This window comes from Nocardia sp. CA-119907 (assembly GCF_050955995.1).
GTDB lineage: Bacteria > Actinomycetota > Actinomycetes > Mycobacteriales > Mycobacteriaceae > Nocardia.
Genome location: NZ_CP192091.1, coordinates 3,457,290 through 3,480,622, shown reverse-complemented (window position 1 = coordinate 3,480,622; position 23,333 = coordinate 3,457,290). Strand labels below are relative to the sequence as shown.

Here is a 23,333-nt window from a genome sequence, read left to right as displayed (position 1 = left end):
CCCCCGACACATCCACACCGCCGGTCGTCGTGGCTCGGCTCAGGCGAAGCGGCGCGCACTGGCGATAATGGCGTCGCACAGCGCCTGCTGCGGCGGTGACGCATGGGCGTGACGGCGCATCAGGACGAATTCGAGTTCGCCGAGATCCGGCAGACGGTGCGCGGGCAGCACGACGAGGCCGTCCGGGAGCAGCGTTTCGGCGTGCACGATGACGCCGAGACCGGCGAGGACGGCGGCGCGCAGGCCGAGTTGGCTGTCGCTGGTGCAGGTCACCCGCCAGGTGCGGGCGTCGCGTTCGAGGACCTGCAGCGCGACGCGGCGGGTCAGGCTGGGCGGCGGATAGGTGACCAGCGGCACCGGATCGTCGAATTCCATTGCGGCCGAACGGCCCGCCCACACCAGACGGTCGCGCCAGAGCAGTTCGCCGTGGCGTTCACCCGGCAGGCGCTTACCGACGACGAGGTCGAGTTCGCCGGTCGCCATCCGGGTTTTGAGGTTTTCGCTCAGGCCGACGGTGAGCTCCAGATCGATGCCGGGATGGGTGCGCTGGAATTCGAACAGAACGTCGGGCAGCTCGCGGGCCATCACGTCATCGGAGGCGCCGAGGCGGATCAGGCCGGTGAGGGTCGAGTCGGAGAAGTAGCGCTCGGCCTGGCCCTGGGCGTCGAGGATGTGGCGGGCGAAGCCGACCATGGCCGCGCCGTCGGCGGTCAGCGCGAGGTTGCGGGTATCGCGGCGGAGTAGTTCGCGCCCAGCCGCCTTCTCCAAGCGGGCGATATGACCGCTGACGGTGGACTGACGCAGGCCCAGGATGCGACCGGCCGCGGTGAAACCACCCGCGCGTTCGACGGCGAGGAAGGTCCGCAGCAGTTCGGGTTCGAACACACCGCCAATTATCGCCGATCACGTTTACAGATATCGAACCCAACGCCTATCGCGATCAGTCGCCGGCGTCATACCGTCGACAGGTGAGGTTCTTCGCCAAACTACGGATCGACGCGTTCATGCTCGGCATTCTGGTCAGCGTGGCGGTGGCGGTACTGCTGCCCGCGCGCGGTGCCGCGGCCGATGCGCTGGACTGGATCACCAAGATGGCGATCGGGCTGCTCTTCTTCCTCTACGGCGCTCGGCTCGCACCCCGCGAGGCGTTGGCCGGGTTGCGGCATTGGCGGCTGCATTCGTCGGTTTTGGCCGTGACCTATCTGATCTTTCCGCTGATCGGTCTGGCACTGCGCTTCCTGCCGCCGTCGGTACTGACCGATGACCTCTACACCGGCGTGCTGTTCCTCTGCCTGGTGCCCTCGACCGTGCAGTCATCGATCGCCTTCACCTCTATTGCCCGCGGCAATGTCGCCGGTGCGGTGGTCAGTGCGTCGCTGTCGAATCTGATCGGCGTCTTCGCGACGCCGCTGCTGGTGCTGCTGCTGATGGACACCACCGGCAATGCCACCGTCTCCCCCGCCGCGATTCTCGCAATCGTGGTTCAGCTGCTGCTGCCGTTTCTGGTGGGTCAGCTGCTGCGGTCCAGGATGGCCCGGCTGCTGCGGCATACCGCGCTGACCAGGGCGGTCGATCGCGGTTCGGTGTATCTCGTCGTCTATGCCGCCTTCAGCGCGGGGATGGTCGAACACGTCTGGAGCGGTATTTCGCCGCGGGCGCTGCTGGCGACGGTCGCGGTGTGTGCCGGCATCCTCACCGCGGTGCTGACGATGACCACTTTCGGCAGCCGCTTCCTCGGCTTCTCCCGTCCGGACCAGATCGTCGTCGTGTTCTGCGGCTCGAAGAAGAGCCTGGCCACTGGTCTGCCCATGGCCTCGGTCCTGTTCGCGGGACATCCGGTCGGCCTGATCGTATTGCCGCTCATGGTCTTCCACCAGATCCAGCTATTGACCTGCACGGTTCTCGCGCAGCGCTATGCGCGATCCGCGGCCGAGAACGCATCGTCCGATATTGCGACAGCCGAGGTGTCCGCACAACCGGTCTAATTCGATGTCTTCAGCACTCGGCGGCGGTGACCCGAATATCGAACCAGGCCTTGGCTTCCGGCTGCCACAGCTGATGGACGATCGCCACCGACGCGCCCAGCGTGAAGACAACGACGACCAGCCCCGCCAACTCCGGGACGGCCTCTACATGCACCCGCAGCACCGCGACGGCCTGCAGAACCGCCAGCCCGATCGCGACCCGACGCACCAGCGGCCCACGACCGAAACAACACACGGTGATGGCGAGCAGCCAGCTGCAACCGAATTGCAGTGCCGCGGATCCGGCCGCCGCATCCGTGGCGATCAGGCCCATGACGATCGGATAGGCGAGGCCGAAGCCCGCGAGTCCCGACGCCGCCTCTCTGGCCTCCCGAACCGCTTCGGGCAGGCCCATCGGTCGCGTGGTTCGCACGGCCGATGATTCGAAATACGCCTCAGCATCCATGGCCACTCCCGTCGAGCCCGCACACCCGCGGTGTGTTCGGCCTCACAGCAAGCTAATTCAGCGTGGGCGCATCGACATTCAGGACCCGGAGAGTGTGTCGTAGGTCACAGAGCAACTGCTAGGTCAGTTCGTACCGCCGCAAGACGTCGAGCAGCCCTTCGGCACGATCCGCCGTCGGCACGGGATCGACCAGCGCGAAAGCGCAGCCCGCGGCCACGGCACCACCATCGGCCTCCGCGCTGTCGCCGACCATCAGCGCCGACTCAGGGCGCACGCCGAGCTGATCCAACGCGGCCAGGAAGATTCGCGGATCCGGCTTCACCGCGCCGACCTCGAACGACAGCGTATGCGCCGCGATGAGCCGATCCCAGCCGTTGGCGGCGAACGCCGGGCGGATATCGAAGGCGATATTGCTCACCACGGCGATCGGGATATCTTGTGCCGCCAGGGTTTCGAGAACGGCACCGGTGTCTGGATACGGTGTCCAGGACACCGGGTCGAGCACCCAATCGTAGAAGCGCTCGATCAGCGTCGGCGTCGGTATCCCGGCTTGCCGCAGCACCTCGAAGTAGGCCGTGCGATGCATCGCCGGATCCAGATCCCGCCGCTCCCACGCGATCCGGCCCGCGGCGTCGAACCGTGCGCAAGCACCGACCGGCCTGGTCATCCGTTCCAGGATCGTGACTTGGTCTAGTGGCTCGCCATCGAGTCCGACCATGCCGTCCCAGGTCTCGTCGGGCTCCAGCCGGAACAGTGTGCCGGAGAAGTCGAACAGCACCGCCTCGATCGCCACTCGATCCAGCGTACCGAGCGTGCTCATCGCGGGACTTCGCTCGAGCGACAAGCTGCGGAGAATGCTTGTCCGCGAGGCATTTTCGACACCTGCGCAGCGGACTTACCACGGCTGGGAGCCGACAGCGCCGGAATTCCCGCGAGGGTCGGCGATCGGCGATACAGTGCCGTCCATGAGTCGCACGCGAGGAACCTGGGTCAGCGCCGCGGCGGCGCTCACGCTCATCGTCGGCGTTGTCAGCGGATGTTCGTCCGAGGACAAACCGGCGAATGCGGCGTGTACGGCAACGCCGAACGGCACCCCGGTGGTCGCGACCTCGGCGGGTGCGGCGCCCGGCGCGACCAAGGATCTGAGCACCAATCCCGAGATCGCGACCGGCTACCGGTCCGGGATGACGGCGGTGCGCACCAAGACCTATGCGGTCTCGACGGCCAATCCGCTGGCCACCAAGGCCGCCTGCGAGGTGCTGGGCAATGGCGGTACGGCCGCGGATGCGCTCATCTCGGCGCAGACCGTGCTCGGGTTGGTGGAACCGCAGGCCTCCGGCCTCGGCGGCGGCGCGTTCCTGCTCTATTACGATGCGGCGAGCAAGAGCGTGGAGGCTTACGACGGCCGCGAGGTCGCACCCGCCGCCGCGACCGAGAACTACCTGCGCTGGGTCAGCGATACCGATCGCACCGAGCCCAAGCCGAATGCGCGGGCGAGCGGGCGGTCGATCGGCGTGCCCGGCGTCCTGCGCATGCTGGAAATGGCGCATCACGACCACGGCAAGACCACATGGCGAGACCTGTTCACCCCGGCCATCGGCCTCGCCGATCAGGGCTTCCCGATCAGTCCGCGCCTGGCGGGCCAGATCGCCGAATCGGCCAAGGATCTGGCCGTTGACGAGGCCGCGAAGGCGTACTTCCTCAATCCGGACAGCACACCCAAGCGGGCCGACACAGTCCTGGCCAATCCGGCGATGTCCAAGACCCTCAATGCCATCGCCAGCGACGGTGCGAACGCCTTCTACACCGGCGCGATCGCCCATGACATCGTCGACGCGGCCGACTCCGCCGCGGGCGGGCGCACTCCCAGCCTGATGACCGTCGACGACCTCGCCGGATATCAGGCCAAGAAGCGGACCGCCCTGTGCACCAGCTATCGCACGCACGAGATCTGCGGTATGCCGAGTCCGTCCTCGGGCGGCATTACCGTCGCCGCCACCCTCGGCATCCTGGAGAACTACGACCTCGACGCACTGCGCCCGGACAATATCGACCGCAACGGCGGCAAGCCGAAGGCCGATGCGGTGCACCTCATCTCCGAGGCCGAGCGGCTGGCCTACGCCGACCGCAACAAGTACGTCGCTGATACGGATTTCATTCCGCTGCCGGGCAATTCGCCGCAGACCCTGCTCAATAAGGACTACCTGAAGCAGCGTGCCGGACGCATCGACCCCAACCACAGCATGGGCACCGCCCAACCCGGCGATTTCGGCCCGGTTCCGCTCGGTGTCGGCCCACAGCCGCCCGAGCACGGCACCAGCCATATTTCGATCGTCGACAAGTACGGCAATGCCGCCTCGATGACCACCACGGTCGAATCGGCCTTCGGATCATTCCATCTCGTCGATGGATTCGTGCTGAACAACCAGCTCACCGACTTCTCCGCCGACCCGCTCGGCACCGATGGCGCGCCCGTCGCCAACCGTGTGCAGCCGGGTAAGCGGCCGCGCAGCTCGATGAGCCCGACCCTGGTCTTCGACCACAATGCCGACGGCTCCCGTGGCGATCTGACCCAGGTCGTCGGATCCCCCGGCGGCTCGGTGATCATCCAGTTCGTCGTGAAAGCCCTGATCGGCGTGCTGGATTGGGGCCTGGACCCGCAGCAGGCCGTCTCCGGAGTCGCCTTCGGCGCTGGCAACAGTCCGGCGACCGGCGTCGGCGGCGAACATCCCGCCATCAACGCCACGGATAACGGCGATCACGATCCGCTGGTGCTACGCCTGCGCGAACTGGGCCATCAGGTCTCGGTCGCCCCCCAATCCAGCGGCCTCAGCGCACTGCAGCGCGACGGGTCCGACGGCTGGATCGGCGGCGCCGATCCGAGGCGCGAAGGCGCGGTCCTCGGCGACACCCGCTGACGTGCGGCTGCGCTATCCGGTACCGCACCATCGGATAGAGCAGCGCTCACTCCTGTGCGGCAGTGTATTTCGCGCCCAGTTCCCGCAGTTTGTCGAGGGCTTGCGCCGCGCGTTCCTTATCGTTGGAGCGGATCGCCATCAGTGGGACGTAGTCGTCGTCGACGAGTTCGAGACGGGCCCAGGACTTTCGGTCCGGGAACGAGACGCCGCGGATGTACTCCCAGGGGAATTCGGTGTCGCCCAGGATATTGCGCACCGAGACTCCGCGTTTGCCGACGCGCACTCGCGGCCGGGTCAACAGCAGTACCGCCGCGGCGCCGAGTACGCCGATGCCGATCATTGCGAGCTGGTCCGCGAACCGGAAGTTCACGCCCGTCGAACCGTGGCGCAGCCAGATGCCACCTGCCGTGAAACCGGCCACGAGCAGCACTGCCACGATCCACGCGGTCCGTACCGCGCGATGGGGCCGCACCTCGAGTTCCCAATCGCCTTGCCCCGATGCGGCAGCCGAACCCGCCCCGTCGCCGGGGCGCCTACGCCAAATGCGCACGACCGGCATGGTCTACGGCCGCAGCGCGCGCAGCGTCAACGCGGCGTCGAGCGCTGCCGCGGCGGCCTGTTCGCCCTTGTTCTCGGCGGAACCGGGCAATCCGGCCCGGTCCAGCGCTTCCTGCTCGTTATTGGTGGTGAGCACACCATTCGCGACCGGCGTGCCCGCATCCAGCGACACCCGGGTCAGACCGGCGGTCACCGCGTCACAGACGTATTCGAAATGCGGTGTGCCACCGCGGATCACCACGCCGAGCGCGACCACCGCATCATGTGAGCGAGCCAATTCCTGGGCCACCACCGGCAATTCCATCGCGCCCGCGCACCGCACCACGGTGATGTGCTCGACGCCCGCGTCCTTGGCCACCTTCTCCGCGTTCGCGACCAGGGTGTCGCAGATCTGGGTGTGCCAGCGCGAGGCGACGATGCCGAGCTTGAGGTCCTTGGCATCCGACAGCTCGAAGCTGGGTACGCCGGTGCCGCTCATCGAATACCGCCTTTCCAGGCTGTGTCGGGGTGCGAATACTCGGAATAGGTGATCACTGCGCCGTCTCGCCCAGGTCGAGCTCGTCCAGCCCGATCAGGTCGTGGCCCATCCGGTCCCGCTTGGTGCGCAGGTACCGCAGGTTCTCGGCATTGGCGCGCAACGGCATCGGCACCCGCTCGGTGATCTTGAGCCCGTAGCCGTCGAGTCCGACCCGCTTGGCCGGATTATTGGTGAGCAGGCGCATGGACCGGATGCCCAGATCCACCAGAATCTGCGCGCCGGTGCCGTAGTCGCGAGCGTCGGCGGGCAGGCCGAGTTCCAGATTCGCGTCGACGGTGTCGTGGCCGGAATCCTGCAGCTGATAGGCCTGCAACTTGTGCATCAGCCCGATGCCGCGACCCTCGTGCCCACGCATGTAGAGCACCACGCCGCGATCCTCCTGGGCCACCATCTCCAGCGCGGCGTCCAGCTGCGGACCGCAGTCGCAGCGCAGCGAGCCGAAGACATCGCCGGTGAGGCATTCCGAGTGCACCCGGACCAGCACATCGTCGCCGTCTTCGATATCACCGCGTACCAGGGCGACATGTTCGACATCGTCGTAGATGCTCTGATAGCCGACGGCCTTGAATTCGCCGTGCGCCGTGGGGATCCTGGCCTCGGCGACCCGGATGACCTGCTTCTCGTGCTTGCGCCGCCAGGCGATCATCTCGGCGATGGAGATCAGGGCCAGGTTGTGCTCGTCGGCGAAGACGCGCAGCTCCTCGGTGCGGGCCATATGGCCCTCATCCTTCTGGCTGACGATCTCGCAGATGACACCCGCGGGCTGCAGTCCGGCCATCCGAGCCAGATCGACCGCGGCCTCGGTATGGCCGGGACGGCGCAGCACGCCACCGTCCTTGGCGCGCAATGGCACAACGTGACCGGGACGGGTCAGATCGTCGGCCTTGGCATTCGGGTCGGCGAGCAGTCGCATGGTGGTAGCGCGGTCGGCACCGGAAATACCGGTGGTGACGCCCTCCCTGGCATCGACCGAGACGGTGTAGGCGGTACCGTGCTTGTCCTGGTTCTGCGCGTACATCGGCGGCAGGCCGAGACGATCGCAGTCATCACCCGTGAGCGGCACGCAGATATAACCGGAGGTGTAGCGAATCATGAAGGCGACCAGTTCGGGGGTCGCCTTTTCCGCCGCGAAGATGAGGTCGCCCTCGTTCTCGCGGTCCTCGTCGTCGACGACGACAACCGCCTTACCGGCGGCGATATCGGCGACTGCGCGCTCGATGCTGTCGAACCTGGTCACGTCTGCTGTGCTCCATCTCGAAATAGGTGCCTCACTACACTACTGTGCTCGACCTGCCGCGCCTGCGGCGCGGCGTGTTCGCGCGTAAGACTCGCTCCGCGGTAGCCGCCAAGGCGGAGCGGCAAGTCCAGCACAGCGTCTACCCGACGTCAGGCGCGCTGCTGCAGGCGCTCTACGTACTTGGCGATGACGTCGACTTCCAGGTTCACCTTGGTACCGACGGCGGCGGTGCCGAGGTTCGTCATGGACAGGGTGGTCGGGATCAGGGAGACCTCGAACCAGTCGCGATTGCCGTCGGCGGCGGGCGCATCGGCGATGCCGAGACCCGACACGGTCAGCGAGATGCCGTCGACGGTGATCGAGCCCTTCTCCACTACATATCGGGCGATCGCGTCCGGCAGCGAGATCCGCACGACCTCCCAGTTCTCCGAGGGCGTGCGTGCCAGCACGGTGCCGGTGCCGTCGACATGGCCCTGCACCAGGTGGCCGCCGAGCCTGCTGTTCAACGCGGCCGCGCGTTCGAGATTGACCCGCGAACCCGCACCGAGTCCGCCGATGCTGGAGCGGTTCAACGTCTCCTGCATGACGTCGACGGTGAACGAATCGCCGTCGACCACGTCGACCACGGTCAGGCAGACGCCGTTGACGGCGATCGAATCACCGTGGCCGGCATCGGAGGTCACCAGCTTGCCCCGGATCGTCAAACGAGCGGCGTCGGCCAGCTCGGCGGTGGCGACGATCTCGCCGAGTTCCTCGACGATGCCTGTGAACATGCCTTGACTCCCTGTCGCGTCGTTTCTACGGTTGCCGAACAGCCGGGGTCCGGCGACTATTCCCGTCGTACCGGTCCCTGCCCAGGGTAACGACGCTGGGTCGTAGAAGACAGCGCGGTTCCGTCCAGCGGCCGGTCGAAACCGCGGCTCGGCAACTCGGGCCGGAAGCAGACCGCAGGGCACCCCGAGACGCATCGAACCAGCATCAGTTATTTTTCGAAGCGAAATAATATACGGCCGTGCGGGAATATTTTCGTTTACCCGCCGACGATAATTGTTCATTCCTATTTCTGGAACTACGCAGCGCGATTTCATCCGTCGCGCATAGTGTCGAACCAGACGTTGTACCCACTGGCGACACAGTTACACCGAAACCTTGCGCGGGCGAGAAAACGGTCGCAATATTGTTACGCAGCTGATTCCTTTCGTTCAACTTCGACCCGAGCAGTTCAGTGCGGAACGGTTCGCCCCGGGCCCGCCATGTGGTCCGGCGAGTTCGACCAGGAAATCCACCACTCGAGGAAGCCAGGAAACAGCACCGTGGGTCAAAACAAGTTCGATACCAATGGGGGTGCTGCGTGACCACGCTTGTCGATTCGACGCTGGAAGTTCGCTGTGTGCAGTACCGGCGAGAATTTCATATGCCCGCATCGATCGACCCGACGTCGCGGCGCATCTTACTTCATATCGGCACCCATTACGGTGCCATCACGATGCCCGCCGATCTCGGTGAACGGGTGCAACGGCAGCTGGCACAGGCGCAGATCGCCGCACCGGTGGTGCACCACCCGAGGGCGCGACGCTGGACCTTCATTACCGGCCCGGCCCGGCCCGAAACCCTCAGTGCGGCCGTCTCCGCGGAGTTGTTCCGGCTCTACGCGACCGTCGCCTGCACCGGCAGCCAGGTTGTGCTTCCCTCACCGGATGATGAGCGCACCGGCTATCGCACCTGGATCCAGCCGCCGGAGGACGCGACGACCCTGCCACCGCTCAGCGCGGTGATCGAGGCGACGCGAGCGCTCGGCAGCCGGAAAGCGCCCGCCCGCTAGGAGATTCGGCCCGCCGGGGTTTTCAGACCGCGCGCAGTGCCGCGGCCCGCTGCCGCAGCTTCTCGACGGTCGCCGCCGGGTCGTCGGTGTTGTAGACCGCCGATCCCGCGACGAAGCAATCGATACCGGCCTCCGCGGCCGCCTCGATCGTATCGGCATTGATACCGCCATCGATCTCCACGATCAAACGCAGTTCACCGGCGTCCACCAACCGACGCACGATCCGCGCCTTCTCCAGCACGTGCGGAATGAACGATTGTCCGCCGAAGCCGGGTTCCACGCTCATTACCAGCAGCGTGTCGAAATCGCGCAGGATTTCCAGATACGGCTCGATCGGCGTATTCGGCTTGACCGAAAGTCCCGCCTTGGCACCGGCCGCGCGAATATCGCGCGCCACCGCAATCGGATCGTCAGTCGCCTCGGCGTGGAAAGTGACATTATGCGCACCCGCCTCCGCATACGGCGGCGCCCAGCGGCCCGGATCTTCGATCATCAGGTGGCAGTCGATCGGAATATCGGTGGCCTTCAACAGACTTTCGACCACCGGAAGTCCGAGGGTGAGATTCGGCACGAAGTGTGCGTCCATCACATCGACGTGCAACCAGTCGGCGCCGTGCACGGCTTTCGCCTCGTCGGCGAGGTGCGCGAAGTCGGCGGACAGGATAGATGGGGCGATCATCGGCGTGGTCGGGCGCTTAAACGTCGAAGTGGACACATCGCGGAGCTTACCGGTACCTAGGGTTGCTCCGGCCGAGAGTGGGTAGCCTGCATAGGGTGATCAACATTTCGGCGGAACAGGGGCTCTACAGCACCCCGGTGGAGATTCGGGTGGCGGCGTCGGTGACGCAGCTGCCGATCGTGCGTGGGCTCGCCGAAACGCTGGTGCTGCTCAGCGATTTCACCCTGGACGAGGTGGCCGACATCCGGCTGGCCGTCGACGAGGTGTGCTCGACGCTGATCGCGGTCGCGGCGGCGGAGACGAGCCTGCACTGCAGGTTCACCGTCGGTGACACCGAACTGCTGGTTCGGGTCAACGGGGTCGCCGCCACCGAGGGACTACCGGATCAGCGCAGCTTCGGCTGGCATGTGCTGCGTACCCTCACCGATGACGTACAGGCAACACAGGATCCGTACGACGTGGCCGTTTCCGGATATCCGACGACGGTGGAGTTCCGTCGGGTCCGGGGGAAAGCGTAGTGGCGGACGAGAACACCGTGTCCGATGCCGAGCAGGACGATGATGTCGAACCCGTGCTGACCGAAGAAGCCGCAGAGGAAGTCGAAACCCTGCAGGCATCGGGCGCGGGCTACGACGATGTCGGTGCGCTGTTCGAGCAGCTCGCCGCCGCCAAACCGGGCACGGCACGGCACGGCGCGCTGCGCGCCGAGCTGATCAGCCGCTGCATTCCGCTCGCCGATCACATCGCCCGCAAATTCAGCGGTCGCGGTGAGCCGTTCGATGACCTCACCCAGGTGGCGCGGGTCGGGTTGGTGCACGCGGTCGACCGGTTCGATATTTCCCGCGGCTCGAACTTCCTATCCTTCGCGGTGCCGACCATCATGGGCGAGGTGCGTCGCTACTTCCGCGACAACACCTGGGCCATGCGGGTGCCGAGACGGGTGAAGGAGACGCATCTACGTATCGGCGCCGCCATCGACTCGCTTTCGCAAACCCTGGGCCGCTCCCCGACCGCGAAGGAGATCGCCGCCGAACTCGATGTGGATCCCGACGAGGTGACCCAGGCCGTCATCGCGGGCAATGCCTATCAGCCGAGTTCGATCGACGCCGCCTCACTCGGCCGCGATACCGAGGCATCACTGCTCGACACCCTCGGCGAGGAAGAATCCCAATTCGACCGGGTGGAGGAATATGTCGCGATCCGTCCGCTGCTCGACGGACTTCCGGAGCGCGAACGCCGCATCCTCACCATGCGCTTCTTCGAATCGATGACCCAGACCCAGATCGCCCAGCGCATGGGCATCTCGCAGATGCACGTCTCGCGCATTCTGGCGAAAACCCTTGCCCGCCTGCGCGAGCAGTCGGCCCGCGACTGAAACGCTGGAGTCGCGGCTTCGGCACCGTCGGAACGGGTGACCAGCGAACTAGCGTGCCCGCTGTTTTCGTAGTTTCGCCGGTGCCGACAGCCACCATGCGGCGTCGAGCATCTCGCGCAGTTGATCGGGCTCGATCCGGTCGAGATCAATGAGGATGTAGGGATATCCGTCGTAGTGCGGGGTGGTGTAGAAGGTGGGATCGCCCGAGGCGAGCAGCGCCTCCTTCTCCGCCATCTCGCACACCAGCGCAAGCCCGCCCTCGGACTCCGAGCGCAGCCGCGCGAACCCCTTGCCACCCACCTTCAATGCGGGGCTGCGCCACCATGTCGATTCCGCCACCTCGGGAAGTTCGGTCGCCAGGGCCACCACCTGCTGCCACGTCATCGCCATGGGGTCAGTCTGCGGCGTCGCCCCGCCGAAGTCTTGGACAAATGTCGCTTCGGACGCGGCGGCACCGCCCCGCCTTCAGCGGTGCCGGAAACGGTGCTATTCGACCGGTTTGCGCAATGCCGCCAGGAACATGGCGTCGGTGCCGTGGCGGTGCGGCCACAATTGCGCGCTCGGGCCGTCGCCGATATCGGTGACGCCGGGGAGCAGGTCGCGGGTGTCGAGTTGGATGGCGCCGGTGCGACGGGCGGCATCGGCGACGACCGCGACGGTCTCCGGGAGGTGGGGCGAGCAGGTCGAGTAGAGGACTACGCCGCCGGGGCGCAGCAGATCCCATGCGGCGGCGAGGAGTTCGCGCTGCAGCACGACCAGTTCGGCGACATCCGCGGGGGTGCGTCGCCAGCGGGCTTCCGGGCGGCGACGCAGCGCGCCGAGACCGGTGCAGGGGGCGTCGACCAGGATGCGGTCGTAGCCGGGCGTGAGTCCGCTGGCGCGGCCGTCGGCGACGTGCACGTCGACGGGTAAGTCGTGGACCGCCTTGCGGACGAGTTCGGCGCGATGTTCGGCCGGCTCCACCGCGTCGACCCGATGTCCATCGATCGCGGCGATGGCCCCGAGCAGGGCCGCTTTACCACCGGGTCCGGCGCAGAGGTCGAGCCAGCGACCATTGTCCGGACCGTCCAGTTCCGCGCGGGTCAGGGCGAGCGCGACCAGCTGACTGCCCTCGTCCTGCACGGCCGCCATGCCTTCGCGGACGGGTTCCAGCTTGCCGGGATCACCGCCGCCATCGAGGTAGACCGCGTACGGCGACCATTTGCCCTCTTCGCCACCGGTCACCAGGGCCAATTCCTCGGCGGTGATATCGCCGGGCCGGGCGACCAGATGCACAATGGGACGCGCGTCATCGGCTGCGAGCACGTCCCGCAGTTCCCCGGCCCGGGCGCCGAGCGCGTCCGCGAACGCCTGCGCGATCCATACCGGATGGGCGAACTCGAAAGCCAACCGCCCCACCGGATCTGGCGGCGCGAGTTCGTCCACCCACGCGTCGACGGACTTCTCCCCCGCCCGCCGCAGCACGGCATTCACGAAACCCGCCTTACCTGCCCCGAATTCCGTGCGCGCCAATGCCACCGAGGTGTCCACCGCCGCATGCGCCCCGATCCGCGTGCGCAGCAACTGGTACACGCCCAGTCGCAGCACATCCAGCAGCGGCCCATCGATCTCCTCGACCGACCGCCCCGCCCCCGCCGCGATCACGGCATCGAGCAATCCGAGCGAGCGGCAGGCACCGTAGGCCAATTCGGTCGCCAATGCCGCATCCCGCCCCGAGATCCGCCGCTCCCGAAGCAGCCCCGGCAGTACCAGATTCGCGTACGCCTCCCGCTCCCGGACCGCCCGCAGCACATCCCGGGCGACCAGCCGCACCGGATCCGCGACAACAGCGGAATCCTTGTGCCGTCCATGGTCTTTCGACGAGTCCCGCCGAGCCGAGCCACCCGCAGCGGCCCCGCCGCGCCCGCCCGAAGTGGGACTCCCCGCACGATTCGACCGGCGGTCATCGCCGGCGGCACGCTTGCCCGAACGACTCTCATGCCGTCCCGCCGTATCGGAATTCGCCGCATCAGGGCGGTTTCCCCGCCGCTGTTCGCCGGACGTCGCACCGCCCTTCCCCTGCGAACGGACGCTCCGGCTTGCCGAACTTCCGCCGCCCCCGGCCGCCCCCTTGTCCTCGCGGCCTTTGTGCCAGCCCGACGGTGCGGCTGAACGACTCTCACTCCGCGCCCCGCTCGCGGCCCCGGTGTCCTTCGCACCGCGATCCCGCCAGCCCGATGCCTCCTCGGAACGTCCGGTCCCCGAGCGGTTTTCGCGTCGGTCGCCCTCGGAATGCCGCGTCCGTGGAGTGTCGTCCCGGTCCGAGAACCGCATCGCCGCATCGCCGCCGCGCCCGGCCGGATTCCCTTGCCCGGCATTCGCGCGACTACCGCCACGATCGGCGCGCGCGGCATCGCCCTGCCACCCGCCGCGGACCGCCCCCTTGCCCTGCGCCGACCCCTTGCGCTGTGAAGAGCTGCCCCCCGAGGACTTACGTTGTTCGGTCATGTTCGGCCGCTCTGCTCGGGTCCGCGGCGCATTGCCGCGGAACTGGTCGGATTCGGAGTGCGAATTCTTCTGCTGTGCACCACTTTTCGCTGATGTCGCGCGGGCGAGCCAGCCCGAGTCGACGGATTTCCCACCGGATTTGCGACTGCGCGAATCGGCGGCCGCGCTGCGACCGTGGCGGCGGCGCTCGGGCGTCGTCACTCGACCACCGCGCCGGGCTGCAGGCGGGCGCCGCGGGCCCAGTCGAGGGCGGCCATCATGCGCTTACCTTGCGGCTGTACCTGATCGAGGCGAACCGCGGTGGTGGCGGTGCCGACGAACACCCCGGACTTGCGGACCTCGATGGCCCGTTCCGGCAATACTTCCTCGACCATCGCGACGGGACCGAGTTTGAGGCGGGTGCCGTTGACCTCGGTCCAGGCACCGGGTGCCGGGGTGACCGCGCGGATGCGGCGGTTGATCGCCAGCGCGGGCTGGTCCCAGCGGATGTGCCCGGCCTCGACCGGCACCTTGGGCGCGTAGGAAACGCCGTCGTGGGACTGCTCGACCGCGTGCAGTGTCCCGTCTTCCACGCCGTCGAGCGTCTTCTCCAGCAGCACTGCCCCGGTGTCGGCGAGCCGGTCGAGCAATGCGCCCGCGGTATCGGTCACCGCGATCTTCTCGGTGACCACCCCGAACACCGGCCCGGTGTCCAGGCCCGCCTCGATCTGGAAGGTGGACGCGCCGGTGATCTCGTCACCCGCGTCGATCGCCGCCTGTACCGGCGCGGCGCCGCGCCAGGCCGGCAGCAGCGAGAAGTGCAGGTTGATCCAGCCGAACCGGGGGATGTCGAGCACCGGCTGCGGCAGCAGCGCACCGTAGGCGACCACCGGACAGCAGTCGGGCGCCAATGCGGTGAACTGCTCGATGAATTCGGGTTCGGCGGGACGCCGTGGCGTCAGAACCGGAATGCCGTGCTCATCGGCGAGCCGCCCGACCGGCGAGCGCTGCACCTTGCGCCCACGTCCGGCGACCGCGTCGGGCCGGGTCAGCACGGCGACCACCTCGTGCCGCGCCGAATCGATGAAGCGTTGCAGCGATGGCACCGCAGGTTCTGGTGTGCCCGCGAAGACGATGCGCATCAGCGACCCCGTCCGAACGGTCCGGCCTGGCTCGACCCCAACGCACGCGAACTGCGCACAGTGATACCCGCACTGAACCAATCGGATTCGCGAATGGTGCGCATCGCCTCCTTGCGCTGTGCGGGATCGAGCCGATCGATGAACAGCGCACCGTCCAAATGATCGGTTTCGTGTTGAACGCAGCGGGCAAGCAGCCCCTCGGCCGCGAATTCGACCGGTTTACCGTCCACATCGACACCCGCGGCCCGCACCCGCAGCGCGCGCCGGGTGTCGTAACGCACACCGGGAATCGACAGGCAGCCCTCGGGCCCGACCTGCTCCTCCGCGCCGATCACCTCGTAGGTCGGATTGATCAGATGCCCCATGGCGTCCTCGGTGTCGTAGACGAAAACCCGTAAGCCGACGCCGATCTGCGGCGCCGCCATCCCGACTCCGCCGTCATCGTGCATGGTGTCGGTCAGATCGGTGACCAACTGCCGCAGCTCACGATCGAATTCGGTGACCTCCGCCGCACGCGAACGCAGAATGGGATCGCCGAACAGGCGAACGGGCTGAATGGTCACGGTGGCGACTCCCGAAAACGAGGAACACGGTCGATTCATTCTAGAGAGCGACGCCGTTCACACGGATCTCCCCGACCGCAGGCGGAAAAGCTGGTAGAAACTCCAGTGCGGTCCGGGCGGGGTGTCGATCCCCCCGCCCGGCCGCCCGGGAAAAGACCTGGTCGACGACCTCTCGTCACCCCGTCTCTGCAGCTCACCTGCCGATTCACGACAGCAACACCCCGATCAGCGTCATGGCCCCTCTTCCGAGGTATCTCGTTGCGTCATAGACGGACTCGTGTCCGTACCAGGCCGACGATCGAGGTACGAGTCCCTTGTCATCGTCGAGACGAACCGGGAGCTCAGACCCCTCAGAGAAGGGTGGTCTCGTCTTTCGCGCAGGGATGGCCGTTGTTCGGGGGGACAATGGGAAGATGCACCCGCACGGGACGGTGCCCGGCTCGGGAAAGGGTCTGAGCAGAGCCGAACTGCTCGCCGCGATATCGCTGGCGATCGACCTCGGTCTGGGTCAGCCGATGGAGCACATGCTTCGGTCGTCCTTGATCGCGACACGGATCGCCGAGCGAATGAGGCTCGACCTGCAACAGCGCGCGACCGTGTACTACGCCAATCTGGTCGGGTGGATCGGTTGTCACGCCGACTCCCACGAACTCTCCGCGCTGTTCGGCGACGACATCGCCTTCCGGGCCGACACCTACACGGTGGACACGACCGGCCTGCCGTTTCTGCGGCTGATGATGAGTCATGTCGGACGCGGATTGCCGGGCTGGGAGCGCGGCATCCGTGCCACTGCCTTTCTGGTCACGGCTCGCAGCCAGGTCGCCACACTGATCCAGTCGCATTGCAGTTCTGCCGGGGTTCTCTCCGATCGGATGGGCTTGGACGAGCAGGTCGGAAAGGCGCTGGCCTATGCCTTCGAACGCTGGGACGGCCGGGGGTTGCCCAACGGTTCTCGCGGAGACGATATCCCGGTCGAGATCCACATCGCGCACGTCGCAGACGTGGTCGAGGTGCACCTGCGGACGGGTGGGCTCGAGCACGCGAAGGAGGTTCTCCGTTCTCGGCGCGGCAGTCAGTTCAGCCCAGCCGTGGCGGCGGTGTTCGATCGCGACGCGGCGGCGATCGTAGACGGGTTGCTCGACATCGACGTCTGGACCACAGCGTTGGCCCATGCACCGGATCGTGACCGAACCCTGACAGCCGAGGAGAGCGACGAGTTACTCGAGGCCATGGCAGATTTCGCCGATCTCAAATCTCCGTTCACTCTGGGGCATTCGCGTGGCGTCGCGAATCTGGTGGCCGGGGCAGCCCGACACCTGGGCATGCCGTCGTCGGACATCACGCATCTCTACCGTGCCGGCCTAGTGCACAGCCTTGGCAAAATGGGAGTGTCCAACCGGATCTTGGAGAAGAAGGGGCCGCTCACGACGGCCGAATGGGAACGGGTACGGATGTATCCGGATCTGACCGGCCGGATACTGAGTCGAGTCAACGGCTTGGAGTCGGTGGTGCCCATCGCGATGAAGCACCGGGAACGGATCGACGGGTCCGGCTTTCCCCGAGGGATCGCCGGCGCGGAGTTGACCGCGCAGGACCGGCTGCTTGCCACGGCGGAGGCTTATCAGCGACTGCTCGAGCCGCGTCCCTACCGGCCGCCGCTCGATCCTCGCGGCGCTGCCGATCAGTTACGAAAAGAGGCGCGCGCCGGACGCTTCGACGCCGAGTCGGCTGCGGCCGTGCTCGCCGTGGCCGGTCCGCGGATCTCGCGGCGGACGCCTTGGCCGGCCGGGCTGACCGACCGCGAGGTCGAGATCCTGCGACTCGTCGCGCAGGGCCGATCGAACAGAGAAATCGCCGCCGAACTGTTCATCGCCGAGAAAACGGCACGCAACCACATCGAACGTGTCTACGCCAAGCTCGGCGTCAACAACCGCACGCAGGCCAGTCTCGCCGCGATCGACCGGGGTCTGGCGGGGTTCCCGGTCCATGCGGCCGTCGGAAATTGAGGCATCCGCGGGTTGGCCGAGCCGACAGCGAGACCGACTGCGCCGGGCCTTCATCGCCGTGATGCGCTGGGCCGGGACCGCCGGTCCAAGACCCAGACCGTGGCCAGCATGAGGCCAACGGCGAACGAGGCGAGCGCGATGAGACTGGCGCCGGTGCCTCCGTGGAAGGTGTCGCCGTAGGCGGACATGGCCGGCAGCGTGGTGGTGTACCGCTCTAGATCCAGGTCGCGACCCAGCGCTTCGAATGCGTGGCGGTTGGATAGGCCGAGACTCATCAGGCGTCCCGGAAAGGCCATCTCGTCAACGGGGACTATGGCGCCACCGAACAGCACCTGAGGGAAGCAGAGCATCGGCAGGGCGAGGGCGGCCTGCGCGGCATTGGAGACCGCGGCCGAGGCGAGCAATCCGAGGGCCAGTGCCGAGGTCGCCTCGATCACAATCGTCACGAACAGGAAGGCGGACACGTCCCATCCAACGGCGGGGAGCCGACCGAGCGCCCGCAGCACACCGAGGAGTACCGCGCTCACTCCAGCCAGCACCGGAAGCAGCGCTGTCACCTTGGATGCCACGTAGGCGCCCACGCTGAGCCCGGCCAGGCGCTCCCGCCGGAAGACGGCCATCTCCCCGACGATCTGGAGCAGGCCGTAGGTAAGGCCGAAGAAGAAGCCTGCGAATGCGATCCAGAACACGATCTGGACCGGGCCGAGGTCGGCTCCGTTACGCGGATCGAACGCGTCTCGCTTGAACAGCGTCGCCATCATCGCAGTGACCAGCACCGGTGAGCCGAGCAGGACCGCAAGGGTCAGCCGGTTGCGAAGGAGAACATCGACATTGCGTCGGGTAAGTAGCCACCATTGCCGGACCATGTCTGTGCGCTTGACGTCTGAACGGGTGGCGGGGATGGGCAGTGGGGCCGAGCCGGGCCGGGTTTTCGACTGCCCACCGCGGTCCGCGAATCGCTCCGCCCAGATCTGCGGGGTGTGCTCACGAGCCAACCGGTCGTACACCTCGGCGAGATCCTCGACGCCGAAGTAGCGCCGAGCCTCGGTCGGGCTGCCGGTGAAGGCCAAATGGCCGTCGCGCGCCAGGAATACCACCCGGTCACACCGGTCGATGCCGTTCGGCTCATGCGTCGTGAGGACGACTGTGACCCCGCGCTGGCTGAGTCGGCGCAGCAGGCGCATCACGTCGGCCGCGGTCGACGGATCGAGCCCGGAGGTGGGTTCGTCGAGGAAGAAAAGGTGTGGCCGAGTCAGTAGCTCCACGGCGATACTGGCCCGCTTGCGCTGGCCGCCGGACAGCGCACGGACCGGCACCTCGGCCCGATCAGCCAGGTCGAGGTCATGCATGGTCTCTTCGACTACCCGGTCCGCCTCGGCCGCCGATGTGCCTGCGGGCAGCCGCAGCCGCGCCGCGTAGCGCAGCGTGCGGCGCAGGGGCATTTCGAGGTGGATGATGTCCTCTTGGGGCACGTAGCCGATACGGGAATCGGCGCTGACTCGGGCCCCGCGAACGACGCCGTCATGCCGAACCTCCCCGGCAGACGGTGGTCGCAGTCCCGCGAGGATCTCCAGCAATGTGCTCTTTCCTGCTCCACTGCCGCCGGCTATGGCGACCAACTCGCCTGGTTCGACCGACAACGACAGCTCCTGGAGAATCCGCCGCGCCCCGACATGCCGGCTTACGTTGACTGCCTCGACTCGCCCGCCGTCCGGCACTCCGGGTGCGTGATCTGAAGTGCGCGTACCGAACCGCTCGACGGTCGGTGGTTCGAATGTCAATTCGGTCATGACCGGTAACCTCCGTGATTCCTGAACTCGCTTCGTGATGCCCTGATCATCGGTCCGCCGCCTCCGTGGTCGCATGAGGCGTTTGCCTCAAATCGCGCCCACCAAGCGATCGCCGGACCGGCAGCGGGGCCACGCGGTGGCCCGGGCGGCAGGCATGCGCGAGGCGACCATGTCGCGCAGGGTGGGCGAGCTGGTGGGTGCACCACGGAAGTCCGTCGAGGAGACTCGTGCTCCGGCGGTGAGGATGTACCAGGACCGGATCCGGGAGTTCTTCGGGAAAACGAATGGATGTGGAAGGTACCGACGTGTTTGTCGAGTTTCATCCAGATGCTGACGGGCGCCGAGGTGTCAAGGTTATTTCTGGCGTGTTTCCATGCCCTGCTCTCCGTCGACCGCATCGCCGAACCGACGTAGCGTCGAAGGGGTGATTGTTCCAGAGCACCTGCCGACGACCGTGGGGGAACTGCGCGCTGGCGGCCATCTGCCGCGCAGCGTGAAGACCGAGATGCGCGAGAACCTGCTGTCCCGCTTGGGTTCCGGCGACGATCCCTGGCCGGGCATCGTCGGCTTCGATCGGACCGTTCTGCCACAGTTGGAACGCGCGCTGCTGGCCGGTCATGACGTCGTACTGCTCGGTGAGCGCGGCCAGGGCAAGACCCGGCTGCTGCGCACCATGGTCGGCCTCCTCGACGAGTGGACACCTGTTATGGCCGGCACCGAATTGGGCGAGCACCCGCTCGAACCGATCAGCCCGGCGGGCCGCCGACTGGCCGAGGAGTTGGGCGACGACCTGCCGGTCACCTGGCGGCATCGCTCGCAGCGTTATGCGGAGAAGCTGGCCACGCCGGATACCTCGGTCGGTGACTTGATCGGTGACGTCGACCCGGTCAAAGTCGCCGAGGGCCGCAGCCTCGGTGACCCCGAGACCATCCATTTCGGACTCGTGCCGCGCGCCCACCGCGGCATCGTCGCGATCAACGAACTGCCCGATCTCGCCGAACGCATCCAGGTCGCGCTGCTGAATGTGATGGAGGAACGCGATATCCAGGTCCGCGGCTACACCCTGCGCCTGCCGCTCGACGTACTTCTCGTCGCCACGGCCAACCCCGAGGACTACACCAACCGCGGCCGGATCATCACACCGCTGAAGGACCGGTTCGGCGCGGAGATCCGCACCCATTACCCGCTCAGCGTCACGGCCGAGGTGGCGCTGGTACGGCAGGAGGCCGAACTGGTGGCCGAGGTGGGCGATCCGCTGATCGAGGTGCTCGCCCGATTCGTCCGGCACCTGCGTGAATCGTCCGCGATCGACCAGCGCTCCGGTGTGTCCGCCCGATTCGCGGTCGCCGCCGCCGAAACGGTGGCCGCCGCGGCACTGCGCCGCTCGGCACTCACCGGCGAGCGCCCCGCCGTCGCGCGGCCCGTCGACCTCGAATCCGTGCCCTCGGTCCTGCGGGGCAAGCTGGAGTTCGAGTCCGGTGAGGAAGGCCGTGAGCAAGAGCATCTGACCCACCTGTTGCGGCGCTCATTCGCCGAGACGGCGAGTGCACTGCTCGGTGGACTGAACCTGCGGCCGTTGGCGGAGGCGGTCGGCGACGGTCATCTGGTCACCACCGGCGAGCGCGTGCCGGGCCAGGATGTTCTGTCGGCGCTGCCGGAACTGCCCGTCCTGCACGAGGTGGCGCATCGGCTCGGCGTCGGTGCCACCGAACCGCCGACCCGGATCGCATCGGCAGTCGAATTCGCCCTGGAAGCGCTCTATTTGGCCCGGCAGGTAGCCAAGGACTCCGACGATGGCATAGCGGTGTACGGCTCATGACCGCCGAAGTATCTCGTCCGGGTATGCCGTCATGACGATTCCCGACCGCTATGCCTACGGTCCCTATCACGACGGTCCCGATCCACTGGCGCCTCCGCTCGATCTGCGGGAGGCGCTGGACCAGATCGGGCGCGATGTGATGGAGGGCAGCTCGCCCCGCACCGCACTGGAGGAACTGCTGCGGCGCGGTATGCGCGAAATGCGCGGGCTCGATGAGCTCACCCGGCGGGTGTGGCAGCGCCGCGCGGAGATCGCTCGCCGACACCGGCTCGACGGCACCCTGCAACAGGTCCGTGAACTGCTGGAGCAGGCCCTGGAAGCCGAGCGCCGCGAACTGTTTCCGGATCCCTCCGACGACGCCAGATTCGCCGAAGCACAGCTGGACGCATTGCCGCCGAGCACCGCGGCCGCCGTCAACGAGCTGGCCGAGTACCGGTGGCGCTCCGAAACCGGCAGGGACAACTACCAGAAGATCCGCGACCTGCTCGGTCAGGAACTGCTCGAATCCCGGTTCCAGGGCATGAAACAGGCCTTGCAGAACACCACCCCCGAGGATGTCGAACGCGTCGGACGAATGCTGTCCGACCTGAACGACCTGCTCGCGGCGCATGCGCGAGGCGAGAACACCGAACAGCAGTTCGCCGAATTCATGGCCGAACACGGCGAATTCTTCCCGGAGAATCCGCGCGATACCGACGAACTGATCGACGCGCTCGCCGCCAGGTCCGCCGCCGCACAACGCATGGTGAACTCGATGTCCGCCGAGCAGCAGGCCGAACTGGCCGAGCTGATCGGACAGGCATTCGGCGATCCGCGCATTGCCCAGCAGGTCGCCGCCCTCGACGCCGCCCTGCGGGCGCTGCGGCCGGGCGAGGACTGGGACTCCGCCCAGCGGTTCCGCGGCAACGACCCGTTGGGCCTCGGTGCGGGCGCGCAAGCCCTGCAGGATCTCGCCGAACTGGACGCGCTCGCCGAGCAGCTCAGCCAGTCCTATCCGGGAGCCAGCCTCGAGGATATCGATCTGGACGCCCTGGCCCGCCAACTCGGCGACGACGCGGGCGTGGACGCCGCTCGGCTGGCCGAATTGGAACGCGAGCTGCGCAGGCAGGGCGTATTCGAACGGGCGCAGGACGGCTCGCTTCGATTGACGCCCAAGGCTTTACGCCGGCTCGGCGAGACCGCGCTGCGGGCCGTCATAGGGCAGTTGCGGTCGCGGCGCGGCGAGCGGGATACCCGGTTGGCCGGTGCGGCCGGCGAGCCGACGGGCGCCACCCGGGCATGGCAGTTCGGCGATACCGAACCGTGGGACGTGCCGAAGACCGTGCGCAATGCGGTGCTGCGGTCGATGTCGGTGGGCCGTCGCAGCGTCGCACTGGACGTGTCCGATGTCGAGATCATGGAAACCGAGCAGCGGTCGCGGGCCGCCGTGGCGCTCTGCGTCGACACATCGTGGTCGATGGTGCAGGAGGGCAGGTGGTTGCCGATGAAGCGCACCGCCCTCGCGGTACATCAGTTGATCAGCACCCGTTTCCGCTCCGACGCGCTGAGCCTGATCACCTTCGGCCGACACGCCACGACCGTCGATATCGGCGAACTGACTGCGCTGGAAGGTGTTTGGGAGCAGGGCACCAACCTGCACCATGCGCTCCTGCTCGCCGGACGGCACCTGCGCAGGCATCCGGATGCCGTACCCGTGGTGCTCGTGGTGACCGATGGCGAGCCAACAGCGCACCTGGAACCGGACGGTACGGCGTACTTCAACTGGCCGCCGGAGCGGCGCACCCTCGCCGTGACGATGGCCCAGGTCGACGCCCTGGCCAAGCTGGGCGCGTCGGTCACCGTATTCATGCTCGGCGACGACCCCAGCCTGGCCGCATTCGTCGACCTGGTGGCCCGCCGCAGCGGCGGTCGCGTGGTGGCACCGGATCTCGACGGTCTCGGCGCCGCCGTGGTCAGTGACTATCTGCGCGGCAGGCGCGGCTGACTTCGA

General features: G+C 67.2%; 21 protein-coding genes. 8 read left to right on the top strand and 13 right to left on the bottom strand.

The genetic code is table 11. The annotated features are described in order from the left end of the window. Positions 1-39 precede the first annotated feature (39 nt). Entirely contained in the window at positions 40-885 is an 846-nt protein-coding gene (locus ACQP2D_RS15430; RefSeq protein WP_433684376.1) for a LysR family transcriptional regulator, read from the bottom strand. Positions 886-968: 83 nt separating this feature from the next. On the opposite strand from ACQP2D_RS15430, the gene ACQP2D_RS15425 reads away from it, so the two are divergent. Then, positions 969-1,985, top strand: a complete 1,017-nt coding sequence (locus ACQP2D_RS15425) for a bile acid:sodium symporter family protein (protein ID WP_433684375.1) — start codon at positions 969-971, stop codon at positions 1,983-1,985. A 10-nt stretch (positions 1,986-1,995) separates the two neighbouring features. Here the strand turns inward: ACQP2D_RS15425 and ACQP2D_RS15420 are convergent, their stop codons facing one another. Next, entirely contained in the window at positions 1,996-2,430 is a 435-nt protein-coding gene (locus tag ACQP2D_RS15420) for a hypothetical protein (protein WP_433684374.1), read from the bottom strand. 118 nt (positions 2,431-2,548) lie between these two features. Beyond that, complete coding sequence (locus tag ACQP2D_RS15415; RefSeq protein WP_433684373.1) at positions 2,549-3,250, bottom strand: HAD family hydrolase; 702 nt, start codon at positions 3,248-3,250, stop codon at positions 2,549-2,551. A gap of 145 nt (positions 3,251-3,395) precedes the next feature. On the opposite strand from ACQP2D_RS15415, the gene ACQP2D_RS15410 reads away from it, so the two are divergent. Next, on the top strand, positions 3,396-5,348 hold the full coding sequence (locus tag ACQP2D_RS15410) for a gamma-glutamyltransferase family protein (RefSeq protein ID WP_433684372.1): 1,953 nt from the start codon (positions 3,396-3,398) through the stop codon (positions 5,346-5,348). Positions 5,349-5,394: 46 nt separating this feature from the next. Here ACQP2D_RS15410 and ACQP2D_RS15405 read toward each other — a convergent pair whose 3' ends face one another. The 4 genes from ACQP2D_RS15405 to ACQP2D_RS15390 all read right to left on the bottom strand — a co-directional run bounded on the left by ACQP2D_RS15405 (position 5,395) and on the right by ACQP2D_RS15390 (position 8,454). Next, positions 5,395-5,907 (bottom strand): PH domain-containing protein, encoded by a 513-nt coding sequence (locus ACQP2D_RS15405; protein ID WP_433684371.1) that lies wholly within the window; start codon positions 5,905-5,907, stop codon positions 5,395-5,397. Positions 5,908-5,910: 3 nt separating this feature from the next. Then, complete coding sequence (ribH, locus tag ACQP2D_RS15400) at positions 5,911-6,384, bottom strand: 6,7-dimethyl-8-ribityllumazine synthase (protein WP_354960190.1); 474 nt, start codon at positions 6,382-6,384, stop codon at positions 5,911-5,913. Between the two features lie 52 nt (positions 6,385-6,436). After that, positions 6,437-7,681, bottom strand: coding sequence for a bifunctional 3,4-dihydroxy-2-butanone-4-phosphate synthase/GTP cyclohydrolase II (locus ACQP2D_RS15395; protein ID WP_433684370.1), 1,245 nt, complete (start codon positions 7,679-7,681; stop codon positions 6,437-6,439). A 149-nt stretch (positions 7,682-7,830) separates the two neighbouring features. Continuing rightward, complete coding sequence (locus ACQP2D_RS15390; RefSeq protein WP_433684369.1) at positions 7,831-8,454, bottom strand: riboflavin synthase; 624 nt, start codon at positions 8,452-8,454, stop codon at positions 7,831-7,833. Between the two features lie 578 nt (positions 8,455-9,032). Here ACQP2D_RS15390 and ACQP2D_RS15385 point away from each other — a divergent pair. Beyond that, entirely contained in the window at positions 9,033-9,503 is a 471-nt protein-coding gene (locus ACQP2D_RS15385) for a hypothetical protein (RefSeq protein WP_433684368.1), read from the top strand. Positions 9,504-9,525: 22 nt separating this feature from the next. Here ACQP2D_RS15385 and rpe read toward each other — a convergent pair whose 3' ends face one another. Continuing rightward, positions 9,526-10,182, bottom strand: a complete 657-nt coding sequence (rpe, locus tag ACQP2D_RS15380; RefSeq protein ID WP_433685664.1) for a ribulose-phosphate 3-epimerase — start codon at positions 10,180-10,182, stop codon at positions 9,526-9,528. A 95-nt stretch (positions 10,183-10,277) separates the two neighbouring features. Between rpe and ACQP2D_RS15375 the strand changes: the two genes are divergently transcribed. Then, on the top strand, positions 10,278-10,700 hold the full coding sequence (locus tag ACQP2D_RS15375) for an ATP-binding protein (protein ID WP_433684367.1): 423 nt from the start codon (positions 10,278-10,280) through the stop codon (positions 10,698-10,700). Next, a complete protein-coding gene (locus ACQP2D_RS15370) occupies positions 10,700-11,557 on the top strand; it encodes an RNA polymerase sigma factor SigF (RefSeq protein WP_433684366.1) in 858 nt (285 codons plus the stop codon). Before ACQP2D_RS15375 ends, ACQP2D_RS15370 begins: the two co-directional genes overlap by 1 nt. Positions 11,558-11,605: 48 nt before the next feature. On the opposite strand, the gene ACQP2D_RS15365 is transcribed toward ACQP2D_RS15370, so the two are convergent. From ACQP2D_RS15365 to def, 4 genes are all read right to left on the bottom strand, one after another. Then, positions 11,606-11,947 carry an MmcQ/YjbR family DNA-binding protein gene (locus tag ACQP2D_RS15365; protein ID WP_433684365.1) on the bottom strand — a complete coding sequence of 114 codons (342 nt, stop codon included), beginning with the start codon at positions 11,945-11,947 and terminating at the stop codon, positions 11,606-11,608. A gap of 96 nt (positions 11,948-12,043) precedes the next feature. Further along, complete coding sequence (locus tag ACQP2D_RS15360) at positions 12,044-13,363, bottom strand: RsmB/NOP family class I SAM-dependent RNA methyltransferase (RefSeq protein ID WP_433685663.1); 1,320 nt, start codon at positions 13,361-13,363, stop codon at positions 12,044-12,046. A gap of 878 nt (positions 13,364-14,241) precedes the next feature. After that, complete coding sequence (fmt, locus tag ACQP2D_RS15355) at positions 14,242-15,165, bottom strand: methionyl-tRNA formyltransferase (protein ID WP_433684364.1); 924 nt, start codon at positions 15,163-15,165, stop codon at positions 14,242-14,244. Further along, positions 15,165-15,728, bottom strand: a complete 564-nt coding sequence (gene def, locus ACQP2D_RS15350; RefSeq protein WP_433684363.1) for a peptide deformylase — start codon at positions 15,726-15,728, stop codon at positions 15,165-15,167. The genes fmt and def overlap by 1 nt, the downstream gene beginning before the upstream one ends. Positions 15,729-16,141: 413 nt before the next feature. Here def and ACQP2D_RS15345 point away from each other — a divergent pair, with 413 nt between their 5' ends. After that, positions 16,142-17,734, top strand: coding sequence for an HD domain-containing phosphohydrolase (locus tag ACQP2D_RS15345; protein ID WP_433684362.1), 1,593 nt, complete (start codon positions 16,142-16,144; stop codon positions 17,732-17,734). 50 nt (positions 17,735-17,784) lie between these two features. On the opposite strand, the gene ACQP2D_RS15340 is transcribed toward ACQP2D_RS15345, so the two are convergent. Next, a complete protein-coding gene (locus ACQP2D_RS15340; protein ID WP_433684361.1) occupies positions 17,785-19,599 on the bottom strand; it encodes an ATP-binding cassette domain-containing protein in 1,815 nt (604 codons plus the stop codon). A 298-nt stretch (positions 19,600-19,897) separates the two neighbouring features. Here ACQP2D_RS15340 and ACQP2D_RS15335 point away from each other — a divergent pair, with 298 nt between their 5' ends. After that, positions 19,898-21,343, top strand: a complete 1,446-nt coding sequence (locus ACQP2D_RS15335) for an ATP-binding protein (protein WP_433684360.1) — start codon at positions 19,898-19,900, stop codon at positions 21,341-21,343. A gap of 31 nt (positions 21,344-21,374) precedes the next feature. Beyond that, positions 21,375-23,327 carry a hypothetical protein gene (locus tag ACQP2D_RS15330; protein WP_433684359.1) on the top strand — a complete coding sequence of 651 codons (1,953 nt, stop codon included), beginning with the start codon at positions 21,375-21,377 and terminating at the stop codon, positions 23,325-23,327. Positions 23,328-23,333: the final 6 nt, after the last annotated feature.